The 17,427-nt window shown below is 71.3% G+C and carries 17 protein-coding genes and 1 pseudogene; 7 read left to right on the plus strand and 11 right to left on the minus strand.

Features of this window, described 5'->3' with window-relative positions:
- Positions 1-143 precede the first annotated feature (143 nt).
- Positions 144-380: a chaplin gene (locus ACFWBT_RS13130; RefSeq protein ID WP_385699000.1), complete on the minus strand. Its 237-nt coding sequence runs from the start codon at positions 378-380 to the stop codon at positions 144-146.
- 196 nt (positions 381-576) lie between these two features.
- Between ACFWBT_RS13130 and ACFWBT_RS13135 the strand changes: the two genes are divergently transcribed.
- Complete coding sequence (locus tag ACFWBT_RS13135) at positions 577-783, plus strand: hypothetical protein (RefSeq protein ID WP_261705507.1); 207 nt, start codon at positions 577-579, stop codon at positions 781-783.
- A gap of 146 nt (positions 784-929) precedes the next feature.
- On the opposite strand, the gene ACFWBT_RS13140 is transcribed toward ACFWBT_RS13135, so the two are convergent.
- The gene (locus ACFWBT_RS13140; protein WP_385699003.1) at positions 930-1,580 is read right to left on the minus strand and encodes a DUF4360 domain-containing protein; all 651 of its coding nucleotides are present in this window, start codon (positions 1,578-1,580) and stop codon (positions 930-932) included.
- A gap of 683 nt (positions 1,581-2,263) precedes the next feature.
- On the opposite strand from ACFWBT_RS13140, the gene ACFWBT_RS13145 reads away from it, so the two are divergent.
- Positions 2,264-2,806: a hypothetical protein gene (locus ACFWBT_RS13145; protein WP_385699005.1), complete on the plus strand. Its 543-nt coding sequence runs from the start codon at positions 2,264-2,266 to the stop codon at positions 2,804-2,806.
- 30 nt (positions 2,807-2,836) lie between these two features.
- Here ACFWBT_RS13145 and ACFWBT_RS13150 read toward each other — a convergent pair whose 3' ends face one another.
- The 4 genes from ACFWBT_RS13150 to ACFWBT_RS13165 all read right to left on the minus strand — a co-directional run bounded on the left by ACFWBT_RS13150 (position 2,837) and on the right by ACFWBT_RS13165 (position 5,516).
- Positions 2,837-3,673: a hypothetical protein gene (locus tag ACFWBT_RS13150; protein ID WP_385699008.1), complete on the minus strand. Its 837-nt coding sequence runs from the start codon at positions 3,671-3,673 to the stop codon at positions 2,837-2,839.
- Between the two features lie 128 nt (positions 3,674-3,801).
- On the minus strand, positions 3,802-4,317 hold the full coding sequence (locus ACFWBT_RS13155) for a hypothetical protein (RefSeq protein ID WP_385699011.1): 516 nt from the start codon (positions 4,315-4,317) through the stop codon (positions 3,802-3,804).
- Positions 4,318-4,506: 189 nt separating this feature from the next.
- Positions 4,507-5,079 (minus strand): DUF6624 domain-containing protein, encoded by a 573-nt coding sequence (locus tag ACFWBT_RS13160; protein WP_385699014.1) that lies wholly within the window; start codon positions 5,077-5,079, stop codon positions 4,507-4,509.
- On the minus strand, positions 5,076-5,516 hold the full coding sequence (locus ACFWBT_RS13165; RefSeq protein WP_385699040.1) for an ATP-binding protein: 441 nt from the start codon (positions 5,514-5,516) through the stop codon (positions 5,076-5,078). Before ACFWBT_RS13165 ends, ACFWBT_RS13160 begins: the two co-directional genes overlap by 4 nt.
- Before the next feature lie 539 nt (positions 5,517-6,055).
- Between ACFWBT_RS13165 and ACFWBT_RS13170 the strand changes: the two genes are divergently transcribed.
- Complete coding sequence (locus tag ACFWBT_RS13170) at positions 6,056-6,877, plus strand: SDR family NAD(P)-dependent oxidoreductase (RefSeq protein WP_385699016.1); 822 nt, start codon at positions 6,056-6,058, stop codon at positions 6,875-6,877.
- Positions 6,878-6,950: 73 nt separating this feature from the next.
- On the opposite strand, the gene ACFWBT_RS13175 is transcribed toward ACFWBT_RS13170, so the two are convergent.
- Positions 6,951-8,363 carry a hypothetical protein gene (locus tag ACFWBT_RS13175; protein WP_385699018.1) on the minus strand — a complete coding sequence of 471 codons (1,413 nt, stop codon included), beginning with the start codon at positions 8,361-8,363 and terminating at the stop codon, positions 6,951-6,953.
- A gap of 255 nt (positions 8,364-8,618) precedes the next feature.
- Here ACFWBT_RS13175 and ACFWBT_RS13180 point away from each other — a divergent pair, with 255 nt between their 5' ends.
- The 4 genes from ACFWBT_RS13180 (at position 8,619) to ACFWBT_RS13195 (ending at position 11,206) form a co-directional block, all read left to right on the plus strand.
- Entirely contained in the window at positions 8,619-9,485 is an 867-nt protein-coding gene (locus ACFWBT_RS13180; RefSeq protein ID WP_385699020.1) for a helix-turn-helix domain-containing protein, read from the plus strand.
- A gap of 3 nt (positions 9,486-9,488) precedes the next feature.
- Positions 9,489-9,725 carry a DUF397 domain-containing protein gene (locus ACFWBT_RS13185; protein WP_385699022.1) on the plus strand — a complete coding sequence of 79 codons (237 nt, stop codon included), beginning with the start codon at positions 9,489-9,491 and terminating at the stop codon, positions 9,723-9,725.
- Positions 9,726-9,861: 136 nt separating this feature from the next.
- The gene (locus ACFWBT_RS13190; protein WP_385699025.1) at positions 9,862-10,359 is read left to right on the plus strand and encodes a hypothetical protein; all 498 of its coding nucleotides are present in this window, start codon (positions 9,862-9,864) and stop codon (positions 10,357-10,359) included.
- Between the two features lie 37 nt (positions 10,360-10,396).
- A complete protein-coding gene (locus tag ACFWBT_RS13195; protein ID WP_385699027.1) occupies positions 10,397-11,206 on the plus strand; it encodes an SAM-dependent methyltransferase in 810 nt (269 codons plus the stop codon).
- Positions 11,207-11,224: 18 nt separating this feature from the next.
- Here the strand turns inward: ACFWBT_RS13195 and ACFWBT_RS13200 are convergent, their stop codons facing one another.
- The 4 genes and pseudogenes from ACFWBT_RS13200 to glgX form a co-directional block, all read right to left on the minus strand.
- On the minus strand, positions 11,225-12,622 hold the full coding sequence (locus tag ACFWBT_RS13200; RefSeq protein ID WP_385699029.1) for an FAD-binding oxidoreductase: 1,398 nt from the start codon (positions 12,620-12,622) through the stop codon (positions 11,225-11,227).
- Between the two features lie 171 nt (positions 12,623-12,793).
- Positions 12,794-13,114, minus strand: a complete 321-nt coding sequence (locus ACFWBT_RS13205; RefSeq protein WP_385699043.1) for a helix-turn-helix transcriptional regulator — start codon at positions 13,112-13,114, stop codon at positions 12,794-12,796.
- Between the two features lie 1,888 nt (positions 13,115-15,002).
- Positions 15,003-15,374: pseudogene (locus tag ACFWBT_RS13210) on the minus strand (ATP-binding protein); the annotation flags it as partial.
- Positions 15,375-15,434: 60 nt separating this feature from the next.
- The coding region (gene glgX, locus ACFWBT_RS13215) for a glycogen debranching protein GlgX (RefSeq protein WP_385699032.1) at positions 15,435-17,427 on the minus strand (1,993 nt) is incomplete at its 5' end.

Below are 17,427 nucleotides of genomic sequence, written 5' to 3' on the forward strand. Positions count from 1 at the left end.
ACGCGCCGTACATCCCCTCCGACCGGATCACCCGCCCCCTGACGCGTGCGGGCCCGGCGGCCCACCCGGGAGGACGAGTGAGCCGTCGGGCCCGGACGCGGGGCCGCCGGGCGGAGGGACCCCCGCCCGGCGGACCACGAGCGTCAGTCGTTCACGCAGACGTTTCCGATCGCCGGGTTCAGCAGACCCACCACGTTGACCGTGTTGCCGCACACGTTCAGGTCGAGGTCGATGGGGATCTGGATGACATTGCCGGACAGGACTCCGGGACTGCCCACCGCGACGCCCACCGGGTTGGGGTCGTCGGCGGCGGCGGTCCCGGCGGTGGCCAGCAGGGCCACACTGGCAAGTCCGGCGGCGGCCATCAGACGAATACGCATTCCAGGCTCCGTTCATTCGCAGGGGTGCGAGTTCCTCCACCATCACCTCAGCGAGCGGTTGTCGACATCCCGGGACAGCCGAACGGGGGTTCGCGCGCCGCGGCGGCCCGTGGGCCGAGCCCGGCAAGGGTGCGTCGCGCGGGGTGTGCGGAATGCCCGTAGCGTGAGAACAGATCCGGTGGAACAGGGAGAAACCATGCCAACCAGCCAGCCCGACGCGTCCACGCCCTCCGACGACAGGGCGACCCCCGACTCGCTGCTGCACACCGGGACCGAAGGCCCGGTGACGGCCGAGGACCTGGTGCTCGCCGCGGGCCGCGACGTCACTCCGCAGAACCTCGCCTGGGCCGAGCGCAAGCTCCAGGAGGAAGGCTCCGCGGCGGTCGACAAGCTGCTGCCCTAGGCGCCTGCCCGCGGGACGACACGGCCGACACGGCCGACACGGCCGACACGGCCGACACGGCCGACACGGCAGGCTCTGCCGACACGGCAGGCTCGGCCGGCTCCGATGCGGCGGAGCCGGCCGAGGATCTGCGCGTGGAGCGGTGGTCAGGAGGAGGGGCACTCCTTCCAGGCCAGGTGGTAGACGGTGCTGATGTCACCGTCCGTCGAGTCCATGGTCATGAAGCTCGTGCTGCCGGGCGCCGACGTTCCCGCGCTGACGCGGAGTTCGGTGTTGATGTTGAAGTTGCGCTGGACACCGCAGGGGGCCCAGACCAGTTGGGCCCAGTCCGTGGTGTCCGTGGCCTGCCAGTTGTCGTCGTACGGGCCACGGAAGGGGTGGGTGATGGCGGCCGTGTTCGAGGAGCCCTGGAAGTAGTACGAGGCCTTCTCCGTGCTGCTGGCCCCCTGCTGGAGCGAGGCGAAGCCGCGGTAGTCCGCGCTGGCGACGGCGTACGTGAAGCCCTGCGGGACGTGGACGATCAGGTTGAGCTGGCAGTTCTTGCGGAACGCGGTGGGGTCGGAGTTGCCTCCGACCTGGGCGAGGTACTGGCTGTAGGTCACCGTGAAGGCGGTGTTGTCCGGGGAAACGGCGACCGCGGCGGTTCCCTGGGGACAGCCGGAGCCGTTCACCGTGGCGACCTTGATGACGATCTTGTCCGGGGGCGGGTCGACGAACCCGGAGGACGGGTCCGACAGGGGAAGCGCTGTGGCGAACAGGGCGGCGATCGCGCCACCCAGAAGCAGCCCACCAGCCATGGTGCTCCAATCCGTTGCGTTGGTGTTCCGGCGGCAGCCCGAAGGCGCCGCCGTGAATTGGGGGGTGCGGTTCCCGGACGGACGGGGAACCGTCGCAGACCAGTGCGTTGGATCAAGCTCGGCTCATTAAGACATGCACATGACAAATGCCCATGCGCAGCCCGCTCCCGGTTGTGAAGGAGCCGTGAAGGCCGGGAGTGACGAAAGCGTACGTACGGGCGGTCGCGGCCGACAGGGCCATCTCCGGCCATTCGACGTACGCCGTTACACCTGCCACCACGCCCACGAGACCCTTCCACCACCGTTCTCCGCGCCCACGGCCGTCACCGCGAGGGCTCGGGTCCGCCCGCGACCGTCACCGCGCGTGCCCGTCGCCGCCGCTCCGGGCGGGCCCCTGGGGCGTCTCCGGGCCCCTCCTTGTGACGGACCGTGGGACACGCCCGCTGTCCGGCCACCCCATGGCACCCACACGCACCTCCCGGCCCACGGCCCCCGGGGCATGGCCAAAAGACGCACGCTGGGACGGGGTTGAGCCGGTGGCACACGGTTTCGCGGGACATGCCGCTTTCGGTACGGCCCGAGGCGGACATTCCGGTGTCGGGCGGCGGGCCGAAAGGCGACGGGCCCGCGCGAATCGCCCGCCGCCTCCTCGTGTCCCGGACGCCCCTGAGACACTGAGGCGCATGGATCCACGACACCTGAGAATCGGCCGCCGTCGCATATGGATGAGCAGTGCCGTCTGTTTCCTGGTGCTCGGGCCGATCGGCTGGTTCCTCGGTGGCTGGATTCCCTTCGTGCTGCTGGCCGTTGCCCTGACCCTGGCCACGGCGGTCTCGCACTGGCGGGCACCCAGATGGCTCGCGCCCGCCATCGCCAAGGGCCAGTCGGAGAGCCGCCGGGACGTCGCCACCTTCTGCGTGGTCATCGCGGTGAGCGGCTACGCGCAGCCGCCCACCGAGCCCACCCCCTCGGCCGCGGACCTGTCGGCCCTGCGCCTGGAGGCGTACCGGTCCGCCGCGCAGGACGATCTCTCCGAGGAACTGCGCCTCCTCGCGGCCGACGCCCTGTCCGCCGCGGACCGCGCCCACGCCGAGGACACACCGGCGGGCTGGCGGGCGGCACGGGCGAGCGCCGAGCGACTGGCGCACGCCGCCCAGGAGGGCAATCCGTACGTACGGCAGCTGCTCATCCAGTGGGTCGAGGGCAACCCGGCCGGCGAACGCTAGAACGCCCGCCATCGCGTCGCACGGCACCCCTCAGGGGCGTTCGAAGAACTGGATCACGCCTCCGGCCGAGAAGCACAGCGCCCCCACGAGGGTGCCCCAGTTGGCGATGTCGACGTTCACGAGGCTGCCGGTCTCGGGGCGCGTGAAGGCGGCCAGCGCCGAGACGAGGAAGAGCACGGATCCGAACTGGTTGACCGCGACGATCCACCAGCCGAGGTCGTGGGCGAGCACCCGCGGCCGGCCGTGGCAGACCTCGACGATCGCGAGGTGTCCGGAGACCAGGAACAGGACGCATCCGACCAGGTCGGGTGCCCAGACCAGGCGGTTCACCTGCTGGGCCGAGAGCCCCTGGAGGAGTGAGTCCAGCAGATTGACGCCGAACACGAGCGTTCCCACGAACAGCACGAAGGTACTGAGCCAGTCGATCCGGCCGGGCTCGTAGCTCCACCATCTCCAGCGCCGACCGGCCAGTGAGCCGGACTCGCTGTCCCGGCGCGGAGCGTTGACCGCCTGGAGCAGGGAGGCGTAGCCCCCGGTGTTGAAGAACAGGCCGCCCGCGAAGTAGATCCAGGCTCCCGTCGCGCCGCTGGAGCCGAACTGGGCGACCCCGGCCCCGAGGGCGAAGAGGAACCCGCCGACCGTGAACGCGGCCGCGGCGATGGCGTTCAGTCTGCGCAGCCGGCCGATCGACACGGTGTCGGCCCGCCGGGAGCGGGGCTCCGGTTCACCCGGGGCGCGCACCGTGAGGAGGCCGCGCTTGCGGGCCAGGCGCGATTCCCAGACCGCGGTTCGCCCGTCCATGAGGCGCCAGGTCAGGCGGGTCGTGAACGGACCCGCTCCCTCGGAGCGCGCTTCGGTTCGACTCACCTGCCGACCTTAGCCCGCGGAGGCGAAAAGCACCGTTCGCCCGCCCCGCCGCCCTTCGGGCGGTTCAGGGGGTAAGGACAGGCGGGTACCGCCCGACCTCGTGCCCGGCGGCGCTCAGGCCCGCGGACTCAGGACTCCGCCTCGCGCCTGAGGAAGTTGCTCACCTGGCAGGCGAGGCTGTCCCTGGCGGGGTCGGGGCGCGTGCCGGCCTCGGCGGCCGCGTCGTTCTCGACGCCGCCCGCCCAGAGGTAGCGCTCGGTCCACTCGTCGTCGACCTTCAGCTGGATCTGGATGTCCATCCGCTGCAGGACGGCGTCGGGGCCCGCGGCGAAGAGGACCGCCGTGGCCCGGCGCAGGGGGTAGATGTCGAAGCCCTCGATGAACTGCGAGTTCCGCCAGTCGAGGAAGGCGCTCTCACCGTCGGTGCCGACGCGGATATCGATCTGACCGTCTTCGAGGTGGATGCCGAAATGCTCGGTGGCGCGGTTCTCGACGGTCACCCGAAATCTGAAGTAGGTGAGTTCGTCGGCGGCGTCGTCGCGCCCCCGCGGGGGCTCCGCCTTTTCCACACCATGGACGCGGACACGCAGGCCGGCCTGCTCGTCGTACTCCTGCCAGTCCCCGACCACGTTCGGCTCGCGCACAGTTCACCTCTCCACTTCAGAGAGTTGTTCCTATCTGTGCCCTCAACGAAGTGTCAAATGCGCCGAACGTGCCGTGGCCAGGGATTTCCCCTTTCTTGATCGGCGATCAAGCCGTGCCCAGCCAGAACCTTTCCGCGGGCCCGTAAGGGGCATTTCCGCGCGTGCTGTACATCACGTTCCCCAGACGTGTCAGGCGTCGTCGCGCAGGAGCCGCAGCTGTTCGTCCAGGGGGCCCAGGCCGACATCACGACGGCGCTCGTCGACGGTCCCCGGCCGGCGGACGGGGTACGGGCACAGGGTGACGGGATCGACGCGGGTGCCGTAGAACTGCGGCACGCCCAGTTCCACGGCGCAGTGGTCGGCGATGTAGGCGTGGTGCAGGGCGGGGCAGCGCCCGTCGGCCGCGGCCTGGGCGATCAGGTCACGGCAGCTGAGCTGCAGGGCGAGGTCGGGCACGTGCAGCAGGATCATCAGGGCCGCCGTCGAGGCGGGTGCGCCGACCCGGTCGACGGTCGGCCAGCCGTGCCGCCGGACGATCGTCCCGAGGGCTTCGGCGTTGCCCGCGCGGCACGCGGCGAGAATGTCCCGCCATGGCCCGGCGGGATGGTCGCGCACCTGTCGCATCAGGCTCCGCTCCCGGTCGGCCCGGCGGACGAGCTCCGCCGCGAGGGCCGTCGCGAGTCCCGGGACCATCGGCGCGGCACCCCGGCCCCCGGGGTGTGCCTCGGCCTCCCTGGCCAGGTGCCCCGGGGAGACCTTCATGGCTCCCCCTGGAGCACGATCGAGAACCACACCTTCTTGCCCGTGCTGCCCGGGTCGGCCGGAGCGACGCCCCAGTCGTCGGTCAGCGCTGCGACGATCGCCAGTCCGCGTCCCGACTCCTCGGCCCCGTCCGCCGTACGCGCTCCGGGCAGGGCGGACGAACGGTCGGCGACGGACACGCGCAGCTCGCGCGGGCCGCACTCGACGGTGACGGTGACGGTGTCGCCGCGGTCCGGGCTGCCGTGCTCGAGGGCGTTGACGAAGAGCTCGTCGGTCGCGAGAACCGCGTTGTCGACGCACTCGGACGGCAGCCGCAGGCGTCCGAGGTGCTCGGCGACCATGTCCCGTACTCCGGACGCCCGCGACGGGTGGGCCGGGACGGTGGTGCGCGCGAGGTGGGTCCCGGGTCCCGGGATCGCAGGGGTGGCCCGGGGCACGGTGGTGGCGGAGGGCGTGGGATCCAGGGGCAGGGCGGGGGCCGCGTGCGATACGGAACCTGCGGCAGGGCCGGGGGCCGGGGGCGGTACGGCAACTGCCGGAAGGACAGGGGCTTCGGACGAGGCGGAACCCAGGGGACGGCCCAAGGCCCCGGACGGCGTGGAACCCACGGGAGGGCCGGGGGCCGGTGACGGCCGAGACGTCGCCGGAGAGGCGGGGAGCTCGGCCGGTGCCGGTGCCGAGGTGTCGTCCGCTTCGGTGGGACGGGCGCGGCCCGCGGGGTCGCCCGCCGTGCGCACCGCCTGCTCCGCCGCCCGCGTGTCGTGCCGCGACGCGGGGATCTCGGGGTCCGGTGAGGGCCACGGCCCGCGGCGCTGTGCCCTGGATGCCGTCATCGGTCCTCCTTCGGGTGCAGCGCGGGGGAGGCTGTCTCGGTGGCTGCCCGTGCAGCCAACAGGTCGGACTGCCTGGGCGGCCAGGGGGTATTCGGGTTGTCCGGTTGCAAGCACGTAGTGGTGTGGGATGTATGTTCGATCTTGTGAGGAACGGGAGCGGGGGCCCGGCGACGGCACCCCTTGACGGTGACATCGGCTGGCCCGGGCTGCGCGGAAAACGCGTGCTGGTCACCGGCGGTACGCGCGGACTCGGCGAGCAGATCGTGCGGCTGCTGTGCGCCGAGGGCGTGCGGGTGGCCACCTGTGCCCGGACCGCGCGGGATCTGGAAACGCTGGCCGCCGCGACGAGCCCCGATCTGTTCACCCGGCCGCTCGATGTCACCGCGCCCGGACGGCTGGAAGAATTTGTCACGGACACGACGGATCGTTTCGGCGGCCTGGACGGCGTGGTCGCCTGCACGGGCGGTTCCCGCGGAGGCGGCTTCGAGCAGGCCACCACGGAGGACTGGGCGGCCACCTGGGCCGTGAACGTCGCTCACGCGGCGCGGCTGGTCCGGGCCGCGGTCCCGCATCTGCGGGCGGCGGGCGGCGGCTCCGTCGTGGTGATCTCCTCGATCTCCGGCTGGAAGCCGGGCCCGCCCGCGCAGTACTCGGTCGCGAAGTCCGCGCAGATCCAGCTGGCCGCGTCGCTGGCCCGCGAGCTCGGGCCGGACGGGATCCGCGTGAACGCCGTCTCTCCCGGTTCCATGCTGATCCCCGGCAGGCGCTGGGACCGGATGCGCCGGGAGGAACCCGAGGCCTTCGCCCGCTTCGTGGCCGCGGAGCTGCCGGGCGGTGCGCCGGTCGCGCCGCAGGAGGTCGCCCGGGTCGTGGCGTTCCTGCTGTCGGACTGGTCGAGCGGGATCTCCGGCGCGCACCTCCCGGTAGACCGGGCCCAGAACGCCCCTTCCCCCGACGGGTACTGAGACCCGCGGCGGATCGGCGGCGCCGCTCCCGGTCATGACACGGCGCCCGCCCCGTCGGCGACTCCCCCGCCCCTCATGCCGCCGCCCCGAGGACACCGCGGGACCGGCGCTCGAACTCCTGCACGACCGGCTCGCCGCGGCGGGGTTCGAGGCGCCTGCGGAAATCGCGCAGGGCCTGGATGGAGCGTTCGCTGTGGACGGCACCGAGGGTTTCGAGAGCGAGCGTCGCGGTGCCGACCGCCTCGTCCAGGCGGTCCTGCTGGAGGTGCGCGGTCGCCAGCACGGAGCGGCTGATGGCCTGGCGCCTGCGCCGGTCGGCGCCCGAGCCGAGCGACTCGCTCGCCGTGCGCTCGGACTGACGGGCGAGCCCCAGGTCGCGGAAGCACAGGGCGGACTCGGCCTGGAGGTAGTGGTGGTCGAGATAGCGGACCCACACCGACTCCTGCGCGGCCCCCTTGCTCGCCTCCAGTTGCCGCTCCGCCAGCCGCAGCGCCTCGGAGGCGTCGTCGGGCCGGCCCTGCGCGGCATGTCCGCGCGCCGACATGGCGTACAGCCGCATCAGCCCGAGGGGACTGCCCGCCCCCTGCGCGGTGACAATTCCGGCGCGCGCCAGGGCCACGCCCTCGTCGGGACGCCCGAGGTTGGTGGCGAGGTGGGAGAGCCCCGCGAGGATCTGGCCGCCCAGCACCCGGTCACGGCCCTCGGCGCAGAGCCGTAGCCCCTGTGTCATGTAGCGCTGGGCGAGGCCGTACTCCCCCGCGTCGTACGAACTCCAGCCGGCCATCGCGGCGAGGCGCGCGGAGGCCGCGAAGAGCTGGCGGCGCTGCCGGGGCGGTGTGCCGCGCTGCTGGAGCATGGGGACGACCTCGGTGGACAGGTAGTGCACGATGCTGGTGCGGACTCCGCCGCCTCCGTAGTGGTTGTCCATCTGGTCGAACACGGCGATCATCGCGTGCACCTGCTCGACCGGGCCGCCGCTCACGGCCAGGGCCGAGGACACCGCGTCCTGATGCTCCAACAGCCAGAGCAGCCACTCGCGTTGAGGGTTCGTCAGGGCCGCCGCGACGAAGGGGACCGCGCCGAGGAGGCTGCGGCGGGAGATGTCGGTGGAGCCCAGTTCCGCCAGGGTGTGAAGGGTCTCCGCCACATCCTCGCCGTAGACGAGCGCCCTGCTCGTGACCGGGCGCTGGTGTTCGGAGTGGAAACCGAGGTCCGCGGGAGACACCGCGCGGCCGAGCCGTTCGGACAGCACGGTGGCGATCAACTCCGGTGTGCCGCCCCGCGGTTGCTGGCCCTGGAGCCAGCGGGTGACCGACGCCTTGTCGTAGTGGGAATCCGCGCCCTGGCGGCGCCCCAGCTCATTGACCCGCAGCGCGAGGGAGGCGTAGGAGCAACCGGCTTCCCTGAGCACGGCCGCCAGGACCCGATTGCCCCCGCCGGGGGTTTTGCCGGCGTTCCTCGCTTGCCCGTCGGTCACGGTGGCCATCCCCGAATCGCCTCACATCATCGTGCGGCTGCGCCCTGACTCATACCTGCCGAGACATCAACTCCGGTACGCAAGAGCACAGTTGAGCATGATCGTCGCCGGATGTGCGACAGGTCACTCGATCACTATGGTCGCTCGCGCGCTCCCCGTGCAACCTGCGTTCTGATAATTTCAGAACGCACCCCGACGCTCTGTCACTGTCATCCACCGCGTGGCACACTGCAGGCTGTGACGGCCGTTACCGGGAGGTAGGACGTGAGCGAGAACCGCTCTGGCGGCAGCGCGCCGACCGTCCTGCGGATGGTCCTCGGGAAGCGGCTGAGGCAGCTGCGGGAACGGGCGGGAGTGTCCTTCGAGGAGGCGGCACGCGCCATCGAGGTCACGCCTCTGACGGTCCGCAGGATCGAGAAGGCCGAGGTCGGCCTCCGCATCCCGTACGTCAGGGAGTTGCTCCGCGCCTACGGCGTCCCGGCGACGGAGGTCGACGACTTCCTCGCCCTGGCCAGGGAGGCCAATCAGCCGGGCTGGTGGTACAAGTACCGCGATGTCCTGCCGGAGTGGTTCAGCGCCTACGTGAGTCTGGAGAGCGAAGCCAGCGTCATCCGCCTCTACGAACCCCACTACGTTCCGGGCCTGTTGCAGACCCACGACTACGCCACCGCGCTGATGCACGTCGGCTTTCCCAACGAGTCACAGGACGACGTCGCCCGCCGCGTCGCCCTGCGGATGAAGCGCCAGGACCTGCTCGCCAAATCGGAGGCCCCGGCCGTCTGGGCGATCCTGGACGAGACGGTGCTGCGCCGGCCGGTGGGCGGACCCGCGGTGATGCGGGCGCAGTTCGACCGGCTGAACGAGGTCCTGGACATGCCGAAGGTCCGGATCCAGATCATGCGCTTCGGCGTGGGCGCCCATCCGGGCGCGTTCGGCCCGTTCCACCACTTCCGCTTCGGCTTCTCCGAACTCCCCGACGTCGTCTACACGGAGAGCCTGGTCGGCGCGGTCTACGTCGACCGGCCCGACGACGTCGTCAGCTATCTCGAAGTACTGGACCGGATGTCCGTGCAGGCGGAGCCGGTCGCTCGGACCAGGGCCATCCTGGGTGAACTGCGTAAGGAGTTGTGATCCATGGGATCCGTGCACAGCCGCACGTCCGCGGTCGATCTGGGAACCGAGGGCTGGCACAAGCCCTGGAGCGGCACCAATGGCGGAAGTTGCGTCGAGGCCAAACGGCTTCCCGACGGGAGCGTCGCCCTCCGCCAGTCACGAGACCCCGAGGGGCCCGCGCTGATCTACTCCCGCGAGGAGATGATCGCGTTCATCGATGGCGCCAAATCCGGACAGGCGGACTTCCTGATCGCCTGAGCGCAGGAGGCGCCGCGACTCCCGCGCGGGCGCCACTACGCCCCAACAACCGGACAACCCGCACGCACACTCCCGCCGTGCGGGTTGTCCCCCCACACTGGGCAGGCCGGTCGTCCCGGAGGGAGGGGGTACGGGCATGATCCTCCACCCGGCCCTCACGCGGTGCCGGACCCTCGTCGTGGAGGGCCCCGACGGTCTCGACAGAAGCGCTCTGCTCGCCGAGCTGACCCGTCATCAGTTCATGATCCGCCGCTCCTACGAGCCCCTTCACCATGTCGATCCCACCCAGCCGTACCGCGAACTCCTGTCCGCGCCGGGCCGGCTGGTCGTCGACGGCGGGCTCGTCCACGAGCTGGTCTACGGGCCGCTGCGCCGCGGGCGGTCCCGGGTGACCTGGATCCAGGCGCTCGACTTCGCGGAGGCGGTGGCCGAACGCGAGGGCGCGCTGGTCCATGTGACGGGCGAGACGGACGACACCGAGGCGGTCGGCGCCTACGAACGGGTGTTGCGCACCCTGGCCCAGCACGTCCCCGTCATCACCCTCGACACCGCGGAACCGGACCGCCCCTTCCCGACTCCGGCCCCTGCGATTCATCAACTCGGCTTATGTGTACGTATGTTGACGATAGGTTAGAGATCCGACCGCGTGACGCACGGCAGGGAGAACTCTTATGGCAGACGGCCGACCCACCCCCGACCCGGACGCGTTGTCCAAGATCGACACCACGGTGCCGCACTCGGCTCGCATCTGGAACTACTGGATGGGCGGGAAGGACAACTACGAGGTGGACCGGGTGGCCGGTGACGCGTACCGCGAAGTCGCCCCGAACATCGAGACCATGGCCCGCGCCTCGCGCGACTACCTGATCCGTACCGTCACCTTCGTGGCCGGCGACCTCGGCATCCGCCAGTTCCTCGACATCGGCACCGGTCTGCCCACGTACGACAACACCCACCAGGTCGCCCAGCGCGTGGCACCCGAGTCCCGCATCGTCTACGTGGACAACGACCCGCTGGTGCTGCGCCACGCCCAGGCGCTGCTGACGAGCACGCCCGAGGGCGTCACCGACTACATCGACGCGGATCTGCACGAGCCCGAGAAGATCATCGAGGCGGCGTCCCGGATTCTCGACTTCTCGCGGCCCGTGGCCCTGATGCTGATGGGCATCCTCGGTCACATCCAGGACTACGAGGAGGCCAAGTCGATCGTCCGGAGACTCCAGGAGGCCCTGCCCTCGGGCAGCTACTTCGTGCACTACGACAGCACGGACACCGACGCGGCGCTCAAGGAGGCCCAGCAGGGCTACGACGACACGGGCGCGATCCCGTACGTGCTGCGCAGCCCCGACCAGATCGGCGCGTACTACGAGGGCCTCGAACCGGTCGAGCCCGGCATCGTGTCCTGCCCGCTGTGGCGTCCGGAGCCCGGTACGTCGCCCGAGCCCACGGACGTCCACGGAGGCGTGGCCCGCAAGCCGTGAACGGACCCGCCCGGCCCCTCAGTCGGATGCCGCCGGCTCGATGTTCTGGTTGAGGCGGAACAGGTTGGCCGGGTCACGGTCGGCCTTCACCCGCGCCAGGCGCGCGTAGTTGTCGCGATAGCTGGCCCGGACGCTCTCCTGACCCTCGTCCATCATCATGTTGACGTACGCGCCGCCCGCGGAGTACGGGTGGAGCGCGTCGTTGTAGTCGATGCTCCACCGCTTGACGACGTCCGCGTTGGCCGGGTCGGGGTCCACACCCGCGAAGACGGAGGCCCAGTTGGAGTCGCGATAACTCCAGGCGGTGTCCGTCGGCGCGAGGTCGTGGACGGCGCCGTCGATGGGATACATGTGCATCGTCGACTTCCAGGTCGGCAGTTCGGCACCGAACTTGGCGTGCAGTTCGACGGCCTCGCCGGGGATCTCGTCGACGAAGTCCGCCCGCCAGTACCACTGGTCTCCGGGCGGGTAGACGCCGTCGAACGCGGACTGGATCGCTGGGAGCGGCATCGGCGCGGGGCCGTGCAGCAGGGGTGCGGGCAGGGCGTCGAGCAGCGGTGCCATGTCCCGGGCCGCCGCGTCGGTGTCGTCGCCGATGCGGCACCACACCACACCGCAGACCTTCTGCAGGTGGATCTCCTCCGGGAACGGAGGTCCCGGCGGGACCGAGCCGAAGAGGAAGAAGCCGCCCAGCTCGCGAGGCGCGTGCAGAATGAAGTCGCGGTAGGCGGCCAGCACTTCGGCGCCGAGTTCGACGGGCCAGAAGGTGGGCCCCGCGACGACCGTGCTCACCTCGTGCAACCGGAACAGGAACGAGGTGACGACACCGAAGTTGCCGCCGCCACCGCGGATCGCCCAGTAGAGATCGGTGTTCTCGTCGGCGTTCGCCCGTACGCGTCCACCGTTCGCCAGGACCAGTTCGGCCTCCAGCAGGTTGTCGATGGCCAGTCCGCACTTGCGGGTGAGATGACCGAGGCCGCCGCCGAGGGTGATGCCGCCGACCCCCGTGGTGGAGATGATGCCGCTCGGTGTGGCCAGGCCGTGCTCGTTGGTGGCACGGTCGACCTCGCCCAGGAGACAGCCGCCGCCGACGCGTACCGTGCGGGCGGCCGGATCGACCTCGATGTCCTTGAGCAGGGAGAGGTCGAGGACCACGCCGTCGTCGCAGATGCTCAGGCCGGCCCCGTGGTGGCCGCCTCCGCGCACCGCGAGCGGGAGACCGTGGTCGCGGGCGAAGCCGACGACCAGGGCGACGTCCTCCGGATCGGTGCAGAGCGCCACCAGTGCGGGCCGCCGATCGATCATCGCGTTGTAGACGGTACGGGCCTCGTCGTACCCGGAGTCCTCCGGGCCGATCAGCTGCCCCTTGAACCCGGACAGTTCCTGACGTGCCGCTTGTACCGGTGAGATGGACATGTGCATCCCCGTATCTGAGGACCGCTCCAGGTTCCGGTGTCCGGGCCCTTGGCCGGTCCCCGCCGATGGGTCCGAAGTGCCCGTTCTAGCCCGATTCAGGACCAGCCTACATCCGTGTCTGTCACCCAGCTCGGCGACCGGGACTGCCTAGGTTTCCGCCCACGTGTCCACCTACGCCTGACGGCCGGGCAGCAGGCCCAGCTCCCCGGCACGGGCGGCGGCCTGCCGGCGGGTGCGTACGCCCAGCTTGTCCAGGACTGCTGAGACGTGGTGGTCGACCGTGCGCACCGAGACGACCAGCCGTTCGGCGATCTCGCCGTTGGTCAGCCCCTGTGCCAGCAGCCGGATGACCTGGACCTGCCGTTCGGTGAGGCCGGCGGGGTTCTCCCGGGTCACCGCGAGCGGGCCGCGCGGTATCCGGCGCAGCCCCAGCGCGCGCAGCTCCGCGCGGACCAGCCGGGCGAGCGGCCCCGCACCGAGGGCGTCCAGCACGGCGAGGGCCGCGAGCTTGTCGTCCGGGTCGGGGCTCTCGGCGAGCGCGGCGGCATGCTCGTACGGGCACCTTCCAGACGAGTGCCGCCGCCCGCGAGCCGCCCGCGGCCTGGAGCGCGTACGGATGGCCGGACGAGTCCGCGGGAACGGACTGCCCCGCCTTGGTGAGCCAATAGCCCAGTTCGGCGCGGTAGGTGACCGCGGACAGCCGGCACGCCTCCTCGAACACCGGCCCCGCCGCCGCGACGACAGCGCCGGGTTCGCCGCGCAGCCAGGCCGACTCGGCCCGGGCCGCCGCCACCGGCGCGGTGCGCTGGAGTTCCGCGCTGCGCTCGGCGATCTCCCCGGCCTGCGCCAGCAGTTCGTCCGCCCCGCCGGTGCCGCGGCGCACCCGCACCCGGGCCAGCACGGTCAGCGCGGGGCACCGGGCGGGCACGAAGTCGTGCGCGCCCAGCTCGGCGTACTTCTCGGCCTCCTCCCATGAACCGGCCGCGAAGCGGCGCAGTGCCAGCTCGACATTCAGGTAGCTGAGGAAACCGAGGTGTTCGGCGCGGTCCGCCAGTTCCATGGCCGGGGCGAGGAAGCGGTCCGCCTCGGCGTGGTCGAGGTTCTCCAGCAGGGACCAGATGATGTTGGCGTACGCGCGGCAGGCGTGCTCGACCTCGCCCGCCCCGAGGGCCACCTTGAGGCTCTCCTCCAACTGGGCCCGACCCAACGGGTCTCCGGCCCGCCAGCGGGCGGTGCCGACGTTGTTGAGGGCGTGGGCGAGGATCTCCACGTCCTCCGCCCGGCGGGCGAGTTCGATGGCGCGCTCGCCGAAGGCGACGGCCTGTGTGTGCCGGTCGGACAGCATGTGCAGCTGGGAGGTGTTGCTGAGGGCGAGGGCCAGGAGCCGGTCGTCACCCGCGTCCTCCAGGACACTGATGGCCTCCCGCGCGGCGGCACGCGCCTCCCCGGCGTCCCCGGCCCACCAGTGGATGCGCGAGAGCCAGCGCAGATCGGCGCCGAGCGCCCGGGCGTCCCCGAGCGACCTGCGCAGGGCGACCGCCTCCCGTTCGGCGCGCAGGGCGGCCGCGGAGTCCGCGACGGTGTAGCTCTCGATGGCGTACCGCTCCAGGAGAGCGGCCCGTTCGGCCGGCCCGAAGAGATCGCTCCGTTCCAGTACCAGTCGCAGATGGGCGGCCGCCTCGCGGTGGGCGCCCGCGCGGGAGGCGTCATCGGCGGCACCCGGACCGTAGCGTGCGACGGCCTCGGCGTCGCCCGCCTCCGCCGCGTGGTGGACGATCCGGGAGGCATCGGAGCCCGGCGTGGCGACGAGCGCGGCGAGCACCTCCTGGTTGAGCTCGATCCGCCGGGAGGCGGGCAGCGAGTCGGCCACCGCCCGGCGTATCAACTCGTGCCGGAAATAGGCCCGTTGGGGAGTGACAATGAGGAGGCCGCGTTGTTCGGCGGCCGCCAGCGCGGCCATCCCGTCCGGCAACAGCGCGTCGGCCAAGGGGCGTTCGACGGCGGACGGCACCACCGCCAGCTGCTCCAGCGCGTCCCGCGTGTCGTCGTCCAGTCCCCGGAGCCGGGCCAGCACGGCGTCGACGACCGTCGGCGGCACTCCTCCGGTACCCCCGGCGGCCACCACCTCGGCGACGAAGAACGGGTTGCCCGAGGTGACGTCGTACACCTCGGCGGGATCCAGCTCGCTGGCCGCGCTCAGCCGGTGGACCGCCGCCGCGGAGAGCCTCTCGAGCGGCAGCCGGTGCACGCGCTCGGCCCGGGACACCTGGCCGAGCAGATGGCGCAGCGGGTGTTCGCGGTCCAGCTCGTCGTCGCGGTACGTCAGGACGAGCACCGCCGGGAGCCGCTCCACCCGGCGGACGAGGAAGCGCAGGGCGTCCAACGACGCCTCGTCGGCCCAGTGCACGTCCTCGACGACGAGTACGACGGGATGCGGCGCCGTTCTCAGCTCGGCGCGCAGTGCGTCGTACACCCGATGGCGGTCACCACCCTCGGTGAGCGCCCTGGCCAGTTCCGCGCCGACGCTGCCGACGAGGTCGCGGAACGGTCCGAGCGGGCGTCGCGTCGCGAGGTCGTCGCACTCCCCGAGAAGGACGCGCGCCTCACCGGGCAGCACTTTGGGCAGGGCCTTGACCAGGCTGGACTTGCCGATGCCGGCCTCACCGAAGACGAGCGCCACGGATCCCGCGCCGTCGGCCGCCTCGCGCGCCGCGGCGGCCAGTCGGGCAAGCTCAAGATCTCTTTCGAGCATCCCCCGATCCACGGCGCAATTCTGGCACGCGGCGCCCTGGAGGGTGCCGCGCCGGTGAACTCACTTTCCGGCAGGTCCTGTTCGGTGCGGCCGGGACAGCAGGACGAGGCTGCGCGGCTCGACCCGGATGTCCGTATCGGCCTTGCGTTCCGATTCGTCCGGGACGCCCTGGGGATCGGCCGTGTCGATCAGCGCCGTCCACCGCTCGCCGTACGTCGTGCCGGGGAGGCGGAAGACGACCGGCTCCCAGTAGCTGTTGAGCAGCAGGAGGAACGAGTCGTCGAGCACGGGGGCGCCGTACGGGTCGGGCTCGGCGATCGCGTCTCCGTTGAGGAAGACCGCGACGGCGTGGGCGCAGGGCCGCCTCCAGTCGTCGTCCGTCATCTCGACGGCGTCCGGGCGCAGCCACACCAGGTCGGGCAGGGGCTGGTGTTCGTGCGTGGGGGTGTCGCCGAGGAAGAAGCGCCGGCGGCGCAGTACGGGATGGGCGGCGCGCAACGCGATGGCGCGCCGGGTGAACTCCAGGAGTTCACGCTGCTCGTCGCTCGACCGCCAGTCGATCCAGGAGACTTCGTTGTCCTGGCAGTAGGCGTTGTTGTTGCCCCGCTGGGTGCGGCCGAGTTCGTCGCCGTGGGAGAGCATCGGGATGCCCTGGGAAAACATCAAGGTGGCGAGGAAGTTGCGCTGCTGGCGGGCGCGCAGTTCCAGCACTCCCTCGTCGTCGGTGGCGCCTTCCGCCCCGCAGTTCCAGGACCGGTTGACGCTGTCGCCGTCCCGGTTGTCCTCGCCGTTGGCCTCGTTGTGCTTGTCGTTGTAGGAGACGAGGTCGCGCAGGGTGAATCCGTCGTGCGCGGTGACGAAGTTGATGCTGGCGCGCGGTCGTCTGCGGTCGTGCTGGTAGAGGTCGGACGAGCCGGTCAGCCGGGAGGCGAACTCGGCGAGGGTGTGATCGCCGGAGCGCCAGAAATCCCGTACGGAATCACGGTACCTGCCGTTCCACTCCGACCACAGGGGCGGGAAGTTGCCGACCTGGTAGCCGCCGTCGCCCACGTCCCAGGGTTCGGCGATGAGTTTGACGCGGCCGACCACCGGGTCCTGCTGGATGAGGTCGAAGAACGCCGAGAGCCGGTCCACCTCGTGGAACTGGCGTGCCAGGGTGGCAGCGAGATCGAAGCGGAACCCGTCGACATGCATCTCGGTGACCCAGTACCGCAGCGAGTCCATGATCAGCTGGAGCACGTTGGGGTGCCGCATCAGCAGGCTGTTCCCGGTGCCGGTGGTGTCGTAGTAGTGCGCCGGATCGCGTTCCACCAGGCGGTAGTAGGAGGTGTTGTCGATACCGCGGAAGGAGAGCGTGGGGCCGTTCTCGTTGCCTTCGGCGGTGTGGTTGTAGACGACGTCGAGGATCACTTCGAGGCCGGCCGCGTGCAGCGCCTTGACCATCGACTTGAACTCGGTGACCTGCTCACCCCGCGTGCCGTGGGCCGCGTACGCGTTGTGCGGCGCGAAGAAGCCGATCGTGTTGTAGCCCCAGTGGTTCGACAGGCCCCGGTCGCGCAGGAAGCCGTCCTGGACGAACTGGTGCACCGGCATCAGCTCGACCGCCGTCACCCCGAGCGAGGTCAGATGCCCGAGGACCGCGGGGTGGGCGAGGCCCGCGTAGGTGCCGCGGAGTTCGGCCGGCACCTCCGGGTGCGTACGGGTCAGACCGCGCACATGGGCCTCGTAGATCACCGTCTCGGCGTAGGGGCGCAGCGGCGGCCGGTCGTCACCCCAGTCGAAGGCCGGATCGGTGACCACGCCGAGCGGGGTGTGCCCCGCACTGTCGGCCGGGGAAGGGCCGCCCGGGTCGTGCTCGAAGAGGGAGGGGTCGTTGTCGGCCTGCCCGTCGACAGCCGTGGCGTACGGGTCGAGCAGCAGTTTCGCCGGATTGCACCGGTGGCCGGCTGCCGGGTCCCAGGGACCGTGCACCCGGTAGCCGTAGCGCTGCCCGGGGCCGACGCCTGGGAGGTAGCAGTGCCACACGAAGCCGTCGACCTCGGTGAGCGGGACC

Source organism: Streptomyces sp. NPDC060027, from assembly GCF_042737005.1.
GTDB lineage: Bacteria > Actinomycetota > Actinomycetes > Streptomycetales > Streptomycetaceae > Streptomyces.

Coding starts and splice junctions, on each gene's coding strand:
- ACFWBT_RS13140 (WP_385699003.1), bottom strand. CDS start 1,580: ATGGCTGGTGGGCTGCTTCTGGGTGGCGCGATCGCCGCCCTGTTCGCC.
- ACFWBT_RS13185 (WP_385699022.1), top strand. CDS start 9,489: ATGGGATCCGTGCACAGCCGCACGTCCGCGGTCGATCTGGGAACCGAG.
- ACFWBT_RS13160 (WP_385699014.1), bottom strand. CDS start 5,079: ATGAAGGTCTCCCCGGGGCACCTGGCCAGGGAGGCCGAGGCACACCCC.
- ACFWBT_RS13175 (WP_385699018.1), bottom strand. CDS start 8,363: ATGGCCACCGTGACCGACGGGCAAGCGAGGAACGCCGGCAAAACCCCC.
- ACFWBT_RS13145 (WP_385699005.1), top strand. CDS start 2,264: ATGGATCCACGACACCTGAGAATCGGCCGCCGTCGCATATGGATGAGC.
- ACFWBT_RS13195 (WP_385699027.1), top strand. CDS start 10,397: ATGGCAGACGGCCGACCCACCCCCGACCCGGACGCGTTGTCCAAGATC.
- ACFWBT_RS13190 (WP_385699025.1), top strand. CDS start 9,862: ATGATCCTCCACCCGGCCCTCACGCGGTGCCGGACCCTCGTCGTGGAG.
- ACFWBT_RS13130 (WP_385699000.1), bottom strand. CDS start 380: ATGCGTATTCGTCTGATGGCCGCCGCCGGACTTGCCAGTGTGGCCCTG.
- ACFWBT_RS13135 (WP_261705507.1), top strand. CDS start 577: ATGCCAACCAGCCAGCCCGACGCGTCCACGCCCTCCGACGACAGGGCG.
- ACFWBT_RS13200 (WP_385699029.1), bottom strand. CDS start 12,622: ATGTCCATCTCACCGGTACAAGCGGCACGTCAGGAACTGTCCGGGTTC.